This is a genomic window from Exiguobacterium sp. s150 (genome assembly GCF_018618435.1).
Taxonomy (GTDB): domain Bacteria; phylum Bacillota; class Bacilli; order Exiguobacteriales; family Exiguobacteriaceae; genus Exiguobacterium; species Exiguobacterium alkaliphilum.
The window spans coordinates 1-12,764 of the sequence record NZ_JACSMC010000050.1; the positions used below are offsets into that span (position 1 = coordinate 1).

Consider the following 12,764-nt stretch of genomic DNA (forward strand, 5'->3'; position numbering starts at 1 on the left):
TCGCGATGCGGCTCCCTGCTTGCCCCCAGAAAAGCGAGCTGTGCCCGGTCGGGCAAATAAAAAAGACTGCAGACAATGTTTTGTCTACAATCTGAAACCCCGTCGGTTGACGGGGTTTTTCTTCTACTTAGCTGCTGTTTTCGGACGAACGAACAACGCCACGATGAACGTCAGTGCGAGGACGACGAGTAGCCCGAGCGAGATGTCATTGAATCCGAGCAAGTTCAACGCCACACTGAGCGCGACGGCGACATAAAAGCCACCGAGCGCTTTTTTCACGAGTTGCGAACTGAACCGTTGCAATTGCTTCGCCCCAATCGGAGAGCCGATCATCGCGCCAGCGATGAGCGCAAGGCCGTGCCAATAGTTCGTATCGGCCCCGGCAATCGCATAACTGACGACACCGGACAAGACGATCAATAGCGCTGCCGCGATACTCGTCCCGACGGCCCGTTTCATCTCGGTGTTGAGTAACTTGACTTGAAGTGGCGTCAACACGAAGCCACCGCTGACACCCATAAGTGACGAGATGAATCCGCCGAACAGTCCGATGAATCCGATCCGCGGCACCGATTCGGAGCCGACACTCCCTTCGACGTGTTGTTTGGAACGGAAAAACGAGATCGCGAAATACGTCAACAGTGCGATATAGGCGAGCGAGATGACGGGTTTCGCCCCGTCGAGCGTCTCGAGATAAAACACGAGCGGTGTCGCCACCCACGTCCCGACGACCCCGAACGCACCGATCAAGAGGGCGTGTTTCGGATTAACGTTTTTTAATTTGATATGGGAGATCGTCCCCGCCGTCGTCGACCCGAGCGTGAGCATGAGACTGAGCGCGATGGCCGCACTCGCCTCGTAGCCGAAGACGAGCAGGAGCGGCGTGAGTAAAATCCCGCCCCCGATGCCGAAGAATCCGCTCAAAATCCCGATGAGCGCTCCAAGCAGTAGAAACGAGAGTATTGCCATGATGTCCATTTTGGTCCCTTCTTTCTTTCCTTCTCGTTACTAATCATAACAAAAAGAGACGCTATCTGCGTCTCTGATGTGAATTACGGCAAGAACGGTGGCGGCAAGATTTCCGTCATCTCTTGCTCCAACTGCCCATAAAACCGTTCCACCGCCTCTCTCGGGAAGAAGAATGCATCCACCCGCTTCGGTCCGGTCCTCGCCCAAACCGTCCATTTATACAAATCGTCCGCCTTCCGTTCAATCCTTAAGACGAAATATGGTTCGATTGGATCGAGCAAAAACTTCTCCGACGTGCCATCTAACAATTCTCTCATACCAGACAATAAATCTTGAAACTCTGACTCGAGGAGCAATGATCCATAAAAATTGAAGATGAATCTCTGTTCTACCTCAATCGTGAACATGGAGGCGATGAACACGTCTTCCCCTTTCTCTGAATACTTTCTTGGGAACAGTTCAATCGTCACGTCCGCTTGATGAATCTTCGCCATCTGATCACTCCAATCGATTTCCATTCCTATACGGTACTTCAGACTGAACGAAAAGAGTCTAGGCTACCCTAGACTCCACGTTCAGAGCACCCGCTCTAAAAAATCGAACAGTTGCTCCCGATATTCAGCTTGGAACGTTTTATGCGAGGCGACATGACCGTCATTATCGGTCACCCATAACTCGATTTGGTCGTTTCGTTCGGCCAACCGTTCGCTCTCTGACACCGGGATGGCGTCGTCCCCTCTTCCATGAATCAAGAGAATCGGGGCATCGATGTTTTCGACGTCGTCAATCGGTTTGACGAGATCTGCATCAAGGCCGGTGAACCACGGCGTCACCGTCATGATGACCGGAGTGAACGGGAAGTTCGGCAAATCGCTCCACACCGGCAAATTCGTCTCGAGATACGCACGCAAGTCACTGAACGGACTGTCGGCGATGACGGCTGCGACCGCTGTCTTATCGGCCGTCGCAAGCGCCGTCGCCGCTCCCATCGAGACGCCGTATAAGACGATCGGTCCATCAGTCCGCTCCCTCGCGAAGGCGATGGCCGCTTGTAAGTCGGACTGTTCTTTCGCCCCAACCGTGACGCGGTCGCCTTCCGAGATGCCTGACGCCCGAAAATCAAACGTCAAGAACTGGTAGCCCTGTTTATGGAACTCCGGGATCAGTTCTTTCAGTGGCAAATCCGACTGCTCGCGGTTTTTTCCATACCCGTGGGCGAACACGATTGTCGCCCGTGGTGTCGGGTGCGGGATCCACCAGCCGTACAAGTCGCTGCCATCCTCCGCTTTAATCGTCACGTTCTCATATTTGATGTCGAGCGCTTTCGGTGTGAACGTCAACGTCTCGCGGACGGGTGACGTCAATTGGTCGCCGATATGGGCCGAGATGCCCACGACAGCTAGGAACGCGACGAGCACGATGACGGCCAAGGCGATTCCTGTATACTTCACAAAACGGTTCATCCGATTTCCCCTCTCCATTGTTAGTCAGATAGCCAGCTACGCAACGCGACGAGCGCGTGTTGGACGGGCTCCCACGTGTCCGACGGGATGACGTAGCACGTCGCCTCGTGAATCGTGAACGTCTTGACGTCTTTTCTTTTGACGATATTCTCACCGATCGGACCGAACGGGTCACTGTTGACGTCGACATGTTCAAACGTCTTCCATACCCGCTCCCCTGACTCGACCATCGCGCAACCGAACGGCTTCATCGGACCGTCAATCCCGTACTCGGCATAATGCCAGAGCGTCGTCGCATCGAGCGGTGAACCGAGATGAAGGATTTTTGCGTTCCGTTCAATCATCTTCTCAATCGGGGAGCCCGGTCCAAAGCCCGCTTCGAGCGTATGACCGGAGACGACCTGCTCGGCGTCGTCTCCCCAAGCGGCGACGGACCACATCGGGTGTTGGCTGCGATACACATTCGGGTACGACCTGAACAGTTCGGGGACACGACCCATTCCGCGCGTCGCCGTCTTTTTCGGGTCGTAGGGCGGCATCGTCTCACGTATCGTCTCCCACCATTCGACCGGCACAGGCGGCGCCTCCCAGCCTGCAGGGTCCGAGTTGTCCCCGGTCTGGGTCGCCATCATGAGTAACCCTTCCGGTCCGACGGTCTCTTGCAACGCTTCGATGACTGTCTGGGCTCCGCCCGATACCCAACCGAGCTTCGATAGGGACGTGTGGACGAACAGCGCGTCTCCTCGTCGAATTCCGGCTGCTTGCAACTGACTGATTAAACTCGATTTCGTTTCCATATGTCTCATCATCATCATCTCTCACTCCACGACGAGCTGGATCGTCGACCCGCTCCTTGTTTTCTTCACTTCAATCCGGGCATCGACGCGGTCTTTCAACTCTTGAACGTGGCTGATCACCCCGACGAGCCGACCGCTCGATTGGAGCGACATGAGCAACTCGATCGCCTGGTCGAGCGATTCGGCGTCAAGTGTCCCGAAACCTTCATCGATCAGCATCGTCTCGAGGCTGACGCCACCGCTCAATTGCTGCACGACTTCAGCTAGGCCGAGGGCGAGTGACAAGGAAGCTTTAAAGCCTTCACCGCCGGATAAGTTTTGCACACGCCGCGACTGGCCCGTATAGGCGTCAAAGACTAATAATTCGAGGCCGGACTTCGCATTTCCTTTTGCCGTCTCGATTTTTCGTTCAAGTTGGAACTGTCCGCTCGTCATTTGATCGAGATGGATATTGGCCGCATGTAAGATTTGGTCGAAGAACGCCGTCTGGACGTAAGTCTCGAACGTCAGCTTCTGCGGGTTCACGCCGCGCCCCGTATCGGCGATCAGCTTGATTGTCTCAAGCCGTCTGACGTCGGCATCCGTTTGTTCACGAAGCGCATTCCACTCGCGGACCGTCTGGCGGTGACGTTTCAAGTGGACGTCAGCGGTGACGAGACGTTCGGAGAGCGACTCGTTCTCCTCCTGTGCCACTCGGACGCGTTCTTTAAGCGCTTCGACCTCAGGACGTGGCCGCGCCCCGATCTTCACTTCCACTGCTTGCAGGGCGTGTTCGATTCGCCCCGCCTCTTCGAGCTCTTTGGCGAGACGTTCTTTTAACGTCGGCAACGTGTCGACGAGCGTCCGGTCCTGTAAGAATGCGTCTTCTGTCAACTCGATTTTCTGAAGTGCCTCGTCGAGTTGCGCCCGCGCTTTGTTTAACCGGCGTTCCTCGAATTCGAGCTGTTCCGTGAGCAATCGGAATCGTTCGGCTTCCCCCCACTTCAGACGATTGACCTCTTCAAGTCGACGCTCATACTCCGCGACCTCACGCGTAACGGCTTGGAGTCGTAACGTCAGCTGGTCGCGTTCAGTCGTCAACGTGGTGCGTGTCATGCCGTCCACTTGTCGCATCGTCTGTAACGTTTCTTGAATCGATTGCAACGCTTCGAATAAGGATTGCCGCTTCTCCGCCTGCTCTCGCTTGGCGGTCTCAAGTTTCCTGACCGCCTGCGTGGTCGTCCGATACGTCGCCTCGAGGCGCTTACGCTCTTCGACATCGCCCCGGAGTGTTTGGACGAGAGACGCTTGATGTTTGAGCGCCTCGCTCGCCGGACCGTGGAATTGTAACGCTTCGGAAGCGGTGTCGCGCTCATTGACGAGTTCATCGAGTTGGCGCTTGAGCGCCCGATAGTCGGCGCGTGCCTCATGGAGCGCGGTGTCGAGCCGCCGGAGCGTTTCGATCGCTAATTGATGCTCGGTCACGTTCGCCCCTCCACCAGAACGTTCGACAGGTTCATGGCTACGTGAACCGCAAACCGGGCACGGATCGCCCGCCTTGAGCCGGTCCCGGAGCGTGTCCGCCATGAGCGCATGCTCGGCTTCGACGAAACGCTCGACAAGCGTGGTTTGGGCTGTATGTTGACGCTGCACGTCTTTCCCGTTCCGCTCACAAGCGGCGAGCTCGCTGGCGACACGCTCGCATTTTTCAACGAGGTGGCTGTGATACTCGAGCTGACTGTAGCGCCGCTCCGCTTCGACGAGTTGTTCAGTCGCAGGCTTGTCTTCAAGCTGTTTCGCGAGCTTCTGTTCCAGGTCACGTAGCTCAACTAAGCGAGCCTCGTCCGTGAACACACCGAGTTGCTCGACCTGTCGCTTCAACGCTGTCCGCTTTTCTGTCGCGCGTTGCCATTCCTCGACATATGGTAGCAATTCAGCGATGTCAGTCAATCGGTTGTTCGCCCGTTCGGCTTCTTGGCGGAGCTCCGTCATCTTGTCGGATTGTTCATGTAACGTCTCAAGCTGTGCCGCATACGTCTCGTCACGCTTTTGAGATTCGATGCGGTCTTTTTTGATGCGCTCGGCATCGCGCCGAAGCGTCTCGAACCGTTCATAGTGCGGTTGGACGTTCACGACTTTCTCGAGCCGCTCAATCAAGGCACGTCGTCTCACGCGATCCTTTTCTGCGTCACGGAACGTGTTGAGCGCATTACGGTAAGTATCCCGCTCTTCCATTAACGTGAGTAGTACCGTTGCCTCATTCAAATGCGTCCGTGCTTCCTCGAGTCGGATCTCAGCCGCCCGCTTCTCTAGCTGCACCGTGTCTTTCGTTTGTAACAGACGTTCTTCCCTATCCTCAAGCCACGTGACAATATCCGGTACGTTCCGCATCGCAACTGTTTCGATCTCTTCGTCTTCAAGTTCTAACAGTTTTAACCGCGTCGTCTCAATCGCCCACTCGACCTGTTTTCGATACTTCCCATGTCGTTCGACCCATTCCTCTTGGAACGCGCGATACGCTTCCGTCTTGAAGATCGACTGTAAAATCTGTTGTTTCTTGACGGAATCCGAGTCGAGCAGTTGCCGGAACTGATTTTGCGGAAGCAGTAAGATTTGGCTGAACTGTTCATAACTGAGCTGCAGGAGCGACTCAATTGTCTGTTCGACGTCGTTCACTTTCGTCGCGACAGGTTTCCACGCGTCGTTCCATTCATAGAGCACCGCCTCGTGCGGGATCGGCGTCTTGTTCTTCGGATGCGGTTGCTGCGGCTGACGGACGATGCGGTACCGCTCGTCTCGAATCGTGAACGAGAAGTCGATCTCGGTCTTCCGCTCCGGTTCCGCATACTGACTTCTAAAGTCGCTCGCGTTTCGAAGCGACCCGCTCGCCCGGCCGTATAGGGCGAACGTCATCGCGTCAAAGATGGTCGTCTTGCCGGCACCTGTGCGTCCGCTGATGACGAACATCGAACGCCCTTCAAGTTTCGTGAAATCAATCGTCTCCGTCTCGGCGTAAGGGCCGAATGCGGTGATGGTCAGGCTGACAGGTCTCATTTCAGACCACCCCCTTCGATCAGTTCACGGACATGTGCGTCAGCGTCTTTCCCATGTACAGCTTTGAAAAAGTCGAGATAGACGTCCTCGACCGAACGACGGTCGAGCTTCTCCCGTTCGACGCGTGACGTCTCGTCCTGACGGCGCAACAGTTCGAGCTCGAGATGGAGAATGTTCGGATAAACCGTGCGCAGCTTCGCCATCGGGTCGAACAAGGCGCGCTCATCCGTCAACACAATCTTCAAATAATCCTCCACAGCCTCGTCTTGATAGAATGACGGGGCGAGCAGCTCGTCTAACGTCCCGGTCAAGATGCGAAGATCCCGTCGCGCCTCGAGCGGGCGACGCCGGCGCGTCCACGTCCCGTCCCATTCGATGATATCGACCGATTTGACATGGTTCGCCTCGGAGAACGAGTATTTCATGAGCGAACCGCTGTACGCGATCCGGTCATCTTGAATCGCGTCCCGGTTATGCAAATGACCGAGTGCCGTATAGCCGAACGGGGCGTACAAGCCTTTCGCGACTTGTCCGGCCGTCCCGACGGACAGTTGACGCTCAGAATCGGTCTCGAGCCCGCCCGCGACAAAGCTATGGCCGACGGCGACCGCTCGTTTATCGATGTCGCCGTAAGCGTCGACGACCGCGGCGAGCGCATCGTGATGCGTCCGAATAGAGTCGTCATGAAAAGCGTAACGAATCCGCGCCGGCTCGAGGAACGGCATCAAATAAAACGGGACACCGCCGACTTCGAGCGGTCCCGTATTCGGCTCAACTTTTCCGACAATATGGAGCCCGACTTTCGTCAACAGTTTCGAGCTGTACTGCAAGCGCTCTGCCGAATCGTGATTGCCGGCGATGGCGAGGACGGGAATGTTCCGTTCTAAGACGAGCGCTTTCCACATCTCGTCGAGCAAATCGACGGCCTCGACCGGCGGCACGGCGCGGTCGTATAAATCTCCCGCGACGACGATCGCGTCCGGTTTCTCCTCATCGACGATGGTTAAAAACGAATCGAACAAGACGATCCGTTGGTCTTCTGTCATATGGCGGCCGTGGACGATCTTGCCCAGATGCCAATCGGCCGTATGTATCCATTTCATGTCACTTCACCTCGTATCTATTCTATCATTATTCGGTAATCCAGTTCGACGTCTTGACACTTCATTTCGAAACAGCGAAAGTTAAATGGAAAGGGGGTCGTGTGATGGAATCTACGACCACATGGCGGTCATTCGTTCGACTGTTTCGAATCGCTAAGCCTCCGAAAGCGTTATTCATCGGGGCAATCCTCATCTCGCTCGTTCAAGCGATGGCCTCACTTGCCATCCCGCTCATCTTGCAACGTGTCGTCGACAACTGGAGCGTCGCCATGCTCGATGCACGGCTCGTCACCATCTTCATCGTGGCGTTTTTGGTCCAAGTCATCTCGAGCGCGATTTCAATCTATTGGTTACATATCGTCGGTCAGCGCGTCGTCGCGAACTTACGGACGACGTTATGGGAACGGCTCGTCGCGTTGCCGATCCCGTTTTACGACGGCATCAAGTCGGGCGAGCTCGTCTCGCGGCTCAATAACGATACGACGACGCTCCAACAACTGTTGTCCGAGCAGAGCGTCCGTCTGCTGACCTCACTCGTCTCGATCATCGGGGCGGTCGGCATCTTGTTCACGCTCGATTGGCAGATGACGCTCGTCATCCTGTTCTCTGTGCCGACGACACTGCTCATCGTCATCCCGCTCGGCCGAAAGTTGCGCGTCATCGCCAAAAAGACACAACACGAACTCGGTGCCTTGTCCGGGTTCTTCGCCGAACTGCTCGGCGAGATTCGCCTCGTGAAGTCGCAAGCGACGGAGCCGGAAGAAGTGACAGAAGGAAAACGCCGGATTGAGCTCCTGTTCAATTACGGGGTAAAAGAAGGACGCATTCAAGCGCTGTTAATCCCGCTACTTAACGTGACGCTGACGGCGATGCTCATCGCCATCCTCGGCTTCGGGGCGTACCGTGTCTCGACCGGTGCCCTGTCGACGGGGTCACTCCTCGCGTTCATGCTCTACTTGTTCCAAATCATCACGCCGCTTATCACGATGTCGGAGTTTTTGACGCGTCTCCAAAAGGCGCGCGGTGCGACCGAACGGATTTCAGAACTGCTTCTCGTGGAAGCAGAACCTTATACGGACAGGGCGGAATCGATTCAACAGGCGTCACTCGCCTTTGAGGATGTGACGTTCCAATATGGTGAGACACCCATCATCAAACAGCTGTCGATGACCGTTCCGTTCGGGGCTACGACAGCGATCGTCGGACCGAGCGGAGCCGGCAAGACGACGCTCTTCGCGCTCGTCGAACAATTCTATCTGCCGACGTCAGGGCGAATCACTTACGGCAGTCGAGACATTCAAACATATGGCCGGAACGATTGGCGCCAAATCATCGGCTACGTCGCGCAAGACTCGCCTGTCCTATCGGGCACGGTCCGTGACAATATCTTGTACGGATTGAAACGAGACGCCTCCGAGGAAGAGATTTTACAGGCGTGTGAGATGGCGAACGCCCGTCTCTTCATCGAGGCGATGACAGACGGGCTCGATACCGAGATTGGGGAGCGTGGGGTCCGGTTGTCCGGTGGGCAGCGTCAGCGACTTGCCATCGCCCGAGCGCTTCTACGCGATCCGCAAATCTTGCTTCTCGACGAGGCGACCTCGAGCCTTGATTCCGAGTCGGAACGGCTCGTCCAAGAGGCGCTCGACCGGCTCATGCGCGGCCGGACGACGCTCGTCATCGCCCACCGTCTGTCGACGGTACAACACGCCGAACAGATTATCGTTCTCGAGAACGGTGCGATTAGTGGTCGTGGCACGCATCAACAACTGTTACGAGATAACGCACTTTATGAAAAACTTGTCACGCAACAACAATTAGGAGGTCAATCAGTATGAAGACAATCGGATTTATCGGACTCGGGGTCATGGGACAAGCGATGGTCAGGAACTTGATGAAAGCGGGATTCCACGTCCAGGCCCATACACGGACAAAAGAGAAAGCAATCGCTTTACTCGAGACGGGCGTCACGTGGTGCGACACCGTCGCTGACGTCTGCGCCGGGGCCGATGCCGTCATCACGATTGTCGGCTATCCGTCCGACGTCGAGGAAGTTTATTTCGGCGAAGGGATGATTCTTCAATCGGCTGAACCGGGTACGCTCGTCATCGACATGACGACGTCTTCCCCAATCCTCGCCGAACGCATCGCCGAGGCGGCCATCGACCGGAGCTTGCTCCCGCTTGATGCCCCGGTCACGGGCGGTGACGTCGGTGCGAAAAACGGGACGCTGTCCATCCTCGTCGGCGGTGGGGAGTTCGCGTTCACGAAGGCGCGTCCCTTGTTTGAAGCGATGGGTCAGGCGATCGAGCGGATGGGCTATGCAGGGAGCGGCCAATATGCCAAGCTCGCGAACCAAATCGCCATCGCCGGCATCATGATGGGCAACGCCGAGATGCTCGCGTTCGCGAAAAAAGCCGGGCTCGACGCCGAGCAGTTGCGTCAGACGATCCGTGGCGGCGCGGCCGGGAGCTGGACGCTCGAGAACCTCGTCCCCCGGATGATTCAAGAGGATTACTCGCCAGGGTTCTTTATCAAACACTTCATCAAAGACATGGGGCTCGCCTTAGCGAGTGCCGAGCAGCTGAACGTGAAACTGCCAAGCCTCGAGCTCGCCGCGAAGCTGTATACGATTCTTCAAGAGAACGGCTTTGGAGATAACGGGACACAGGCGCTGATTGAGTACTATCTACATCAAGACGTTTGAAATGAGGGATGCGTGGAATTAAGTGAGTGAAGGAGGCGAATGTCCATGCCATGGAACATGAAGGACTATCCGCAATCGTTGAAGAACTTTGACCCGCTCGTCAAAAAGAAAGCCATCGATATCGCCAACGCCTTGCTCGCCCAAGGATATTCTCCTAAAAAAGCCATCCCGATTGCCACCGAACAAGCAAAAAAATGGCACGCGGAAGCATCGAGCGAAGAGCGGAAAGCGTTCGATGAGCACCTGACCCCCAAAAATCAGATCGTCATGACACATGAAAAAACAGTCAGCTGAGTATGCTCAGCTGACTGTTTTTACGTGCTCCGCCTCTTTTTCTGCCTTGATTTCTAAATAGAGTCCTGCAAGTGCTGTCTCGAGATAAGGCTGGACGAAGATTAAGGCGAGTCCGCCTGTCACTAAAACGAGTACGTACCAGCCGATATAACTCGCGAGCAGCTTGAGCATGACGAGCTTTTTACCGTCCATGAGTCGCTTGCTCACTTTCATGGCGGCGAGAACGGACAGGTCGGGTTGGTCACGCAAGATGAACGGGACCATGCGAAACGTTAAATAAAACCACACACCTGGTACGATCAAGAGCAACATGAGGAGATTCAACCCAAGATAGAACACCGCGTAATAACCAACGGCCTTCACATACTGTCTGAGCGATCCGAACGAATCGAATAGCAAGCCGAGCGTCGGTTTGTCTTCTTTCGCGATGTCGAGATAAATCCAGTTCCGGCCCAATTCGAGCGGGGCGAGCAGGACGAGCGAGCTGTACAACAATAGAATCGATGTGAACAGAACGTCCGGCGTCGCATCAGCCGAGAGGTCGAGTTGCGACGTGACGACCGTTTGCACGAGCATCGTCGCGATGGCCGCAAAGATCGCGATGCCCCAATTTCCAGAGAGCATACGTAAAGCAAATTGTTTATATACGGAAGCCTGCATAACGTCACCTACATTATATCGTTTTTTTCATTATAGCAAAAAAACAGTCTAACGACTGCTTCATTGCCTCATTTGTTCGCGCAACTGTCGGAACTTCGACTCATCGAGCGCGCCGTCAGTCCGGACCCCGGACCCGACGTGGACGAATGAGACGTCAAGTGTCTCCATCAGTTCGCGTACATTATTCGCATCGATACCGGCTCCGGGTAAGATGTTCATCTCGGCCGTCTCACGCATCGCCTTGAGCGAATCGATTCCTTCTCGTGCCGTCGAGGCTCCACCGGACGTCAGGACGTGATCGACTTCAGGAAAATCGTTTAATACCTCGACGGCGGCGAGTATATCTCTCACCTCATCGATGGCGCGATGGAACGTGAGCGCCATGTCCCCTTTATGCTTGATCACTTCACCAAGGATCCGTTCATCGAGGCTCCCGTCAGCCGTCAATGCGCCGAAGACGATTCCTGCAGCTCCGAGTTCGCGACAGAGCCCGACGTCCGCGAGCAACGTCTCCTCATCGTCCTCGCTGTAAACGAACGAGTTCGCGTGCGGACGAATCATGACATGGACCGGGATCGAAACATGCTCGACCACGTTTCGAATCGTCCCGAAGCTCGGTGTCGTCCCGCCTGAAGGGAAATCGGCAATTAACTCGAGCCGGTCCGCTCCAAAACGTTCTGCTTGTTTCGCTTCTTCTAACGTAGTCACGATGACTTCAATCATTCAAACTCCTCCTTTGTTATGGGGCAAAGCGCCAATCGACCTCGTGGATTGCAAGGTCGCGCTTCCAATCCGTCGGTTCCGGGAAGTCGGAGATGATCGTCGTCACCATTGAAAAGTCCGAGACCCGATACCGCTTTTGTTGATTGAACTGGGTATGGTCAACGAGCAAATAACACGTACGGCTCTGCTGCATGACCGCTTGTGACACCGTAGCGAGCCCGTACGCGTCGCACGTCAGCCCGAGCGTAGGGTCGACCCCTTCGACGGACAGGAAGGCGGCATCGAACACGTATGCCTTCAGCTGTTGTAACACTTGCTCACCGACCGTGACGAGATGTTTCGGGTCGATGGTGCCGCCGAGGAGCTGGACGTCACCCGTGAAGACACCTTTCGCCCGCTGTTCGAACAGGGCTTTCGCGACCATGAGCGACGGCGTGACGATCGTCAAATTCCGTCCACGCATCCGGGCCGCGACTTGCTCGGGCGCGACACCGTGACCGATATAGAGGAGCGCGTCATCTTCGACAAGTTGGAACGCCGTATAGGCGATGCGACGAATCCCGTCCATATTGGAAATCATCATCGGTTGGAACGAGACGCTTTGATGCAAGACGGCGCCGCCGTAAACACGTTTAATCCGATGTTCTTTCTCGAGCTCCTCTAAATAACGACGAATCGACTCCCCCGAGACGTTCAATCGTTCAATCAATTCACTCGTCTTCACTTTTCCTTCCCGTTCAATCCACTCGACAATCTTTTGTTTACGTTCTTCTCCTATTAAAGACACAAGCCTGCCTCCTCCGCAATATTCGTTTCCTTTCTTAGTGTAGCGAACGGATGTAAATTTAACGTAAACGGAAGGTAAAGAACGGGCAAATCCAACATGTTTTTCGTGAATTTTCGTTAAAATCAACAGAAATCCACAAAAAGAGGCTGGGACATAACTAGCCGGCTTTAGAGCTTTTTAATAAAAAGAGGGGTCCGGTCACCGATTTTCGGTGGCCGGACCCCTTCT

12 protein-coding genes are annotated in these 12,764 nt (G+C 55.3%); 3 read left to right on the plus strand and 9 right to left on the minus strand.

The window, feature by feature from the left end:
- Positions 1-123: 123 nt before the first annotated feature.
- The 6 genes from KNP76_RS15030 to KNP76_RS15055 form a co-directional block, all read right to left on the minus strand.
- Positions 124-969, minus strand: a complete 846-nt coding sequence (locus KNP76_RS15030) for a sulfite exporter TauE/SafE family protein (RefSeq protein WP_034805485.1) — start codon at positions 967-969, stop codon at positions 124-126.
- Positions 970-1,052: 83 nt separating this feature from the next.
- Positions 1,053-1,463 (minus strand): WapI family immunity protein, encoded by a 411-nt coding sequence (locus tag KNP76_RS15035; RefSeq protein WP_211779384.1) that lies wholly within the window; start codon positions 1,461-1,463, stop codon positions 1,053-1,055.
- Between the two features lie 81 nt (positions 1,464-1,544).
- A complete protein-coding gene (locus KNP76_RS15040; protein WP_214844983.1) occupies positions 1,545-2,432 on the minus strand; it encodes an alpha/beta hydrolase in 888 nt (295 codons plus the stop codon).
- Between the two features lie 20 nt (positions 2,433-2,452).
- Positions 2,453-3,244: an AAC(3) family N-acetyltransferase gene (locus KNP76_RS15045; protein ID WP_251137533.1), complete on the minus strand. Its 792-nt coding sequence runs from the start codon at positions 3,242-3,244 to the stop codon at positions 2,453-2,455.
- A gap of 6 nt (positions 3,245-3,250) precedes the next feature.
- Positions 3,251-6,262 carry an AAA family ATPase gene (locus tag KNP76_RS15050; RefSeq protein WP_214844984.1) on the minus strand — a complete coding sequence of 1,004 codons (3,012 nt, stop codon included), beginning with the start codon at positions 6,260-6,262 and terminating at the stop codon, positions 3,251-3,253.
- Positions 6,259-7,365, minus strand: a complete 1,107-nt coding sequence (locus KNP76_RS15055; RefSeq protein WP_214844985.1) for an exonuclease SbcCD subunit D — start codon at positions 7,363-7,365, stop codon at positions 6,259-6,261. The genes KNP76_RS15050 and KNP76_RS15055 overlap by 4 nt, the downstream gene beginning before the upstream one ends.
- Positions 7,366-7,469: 104 nt before the next feature.
- Here KNP76_RS15055 and KNP76_RS15060 point away from each other — a divergent pair, with 104 nt between their 5' ends.
- Genes KNP76_RS15060 through KNP76_RS15070 form a run of 3 tightly spaced genes read left to right on the plus strand, consistent with a single transcriptional unit; the run spans position 7,470 to position 10,366 of the window.
- Positions 7,470-9,203, plus strand: a complete 1,734-nt coding sequence (locus KNP76_RS15060; RefSeq protein ID WP_214844986.1) for an ABC transporter ATP-binding protein — start codon at positions 7,470-7,472, stop codon at positions 9,201-9,203.
- Positions 9,200-10,072 (plus strand): NAD(P)-dependent oxidoreductase, encoded by an 873-nt coding sequence (locus KNP76_RS15065; protein WP_214844987.1) that lies wholly within the window; start codon positions 9,200-9,202, stop codon positions 10,070-10,072. Before KNP76_RS15060 ends, KNP76_RS15065 begins: the two co-directional genes overlap by 4 nt.
- A gap of 45 nt (positions 10,073-10,117) precedes the next feature.
- Positions 10,118-10,366: a DUF2188 domain-containing protein gene (locus tag KNP76_RS15070; RefSeq protein WP_251137534.1), complete on the plus strand. Its 249-nt coding sequence runs from the start codon at positions 10,118-10,120 to the stop codon at positions 10,364-10,366.
- Between the two features lie 6 nt (positions 10,367-10,372).
- On the opposite strand, the gene KNP76_RS15075 is transcribed toward KNP76_RS15070, so the two are convergent.
- From KNP76_RS15075 to KNP76_RS15085, 3 genes are read right to left on the minus strand one after another with little or no spacing between them, the layout of a single operon-like run.
- Positions 10,373-11,026: a DUF975 family protein gene (locus KNP76_RS15075; protein WP_214844988.1), complete on the minus strand. Its 654-nt coding sequence runs from the start codon at positions 11,024-11,026 to the stop codon at positions 10,373-10,375.
- Positions 11,027-11,086: 60 nt separating this feature from the next.
- Positions 11,087-11,749, minus strand: coding sequence for a copper homeostasis protein CutC (locus KNP76_RS15080; RefSeq protein ID WP_214844989.1), 663 nt, complete (start codon positions 11,747-11,749; stop codon positions 11,087-11,089).
- Between the two features lie 16 nt (positions 11,750-11,765).
- Positions 11,766-12,536: a DeoR/GlpR family DNA-binding transcription regulator gene (locus tag KNP76_RS15085; protein WP_034805457.1), complete on the minus strand. Its 771-nt coding sequence runs from the start codon at positions 12,534-12,536 to the stop codon at positions 11,766-11,768.
- Positions 12,537-12,764: the final 228 nt, after the last annotated feature.

Excerpts from the sequence above, each read along its gene's own strand:
- KNP76_RS15030 (WP_034805485.1), bottom strand. The coding sequence starts at position 969 with ATGGCAATACTCTCGTTTCTACTGCTTGGAGCGCTCATCGGGATTTTG.
- KNP76_RS15035 (WP_211779384.1), bottom strand. The coding sequence starts at position 1,463 with ATGGCGAAGATTCATCAAGCGGACGTGACGATTGAACTGTTCCCAAGA.
- KNP76_RS15040 (WP_214844983.1), bottom strand. The coding sequence starts at position 2,432 with ATGAACCGTTTTGTGAAGTATACAGGAATCGCCTTGGCCGTCATCGTG.
- KNP76_RS15045 (WP_251137533.1), bottom strand. The coding sequence starts at position 3,244 with ATGATGATGAGACATATGGAAACGAAATCGAGTTTAATCAGTCAGTTG.
- KNP76_RS15050 (WP_214844984.1), bottom strand. The coding sequence starts at position 6,262 with ATGAGACCTGTCAGCCTGACCATCACCGCATTCGGCCCTTACGCCGAG.
- KNP76_RS15055 (WP_214844985.1), bottom strand. The coding sequence starts at position 7,365 with ATGAAATGGATACATACGGCCGATTGGCATCTGGGCAAGATCGTCCAC.
- KNP76_RS15060 (WP_214844986.1), top strand. The coding sequence starts at position 7,470 with ATGGAATCTACGACCACATGGCGGTCATTCGTTCGACTGTTTCGAATC.
- KNP76_RS15065 (WP_214844987.1), top strand. The coding sequence starts at position 9,200 with ATGAAGACAATCGGATTTATCGGACTCGGGGTCATGGGACAAGCGATG.
- KNP76_RS15070 (WP_251137534.1), top strand. The coding sequence starts at position 10,118 with ATGCCATGGAACATGAAGGACTATCCGCAATCGTTGAAGAACTTTGAC.
- KNP76_RS15075 (WP_214844988.1), bottom strand. The coding sequence starts at position 11,026 with ATGCAGGCTTCCGTATATAAACAATTTGCTTTACGTATGCTCTCTGGA.
- KNP76_RS15080 (WP_214844989.1), bottom strand. The coding sequence starts at position 11,749 with ATGATTGAAGTCATCGTGACTACGTTAGAAGAAGCGAAACAAGCAGAA.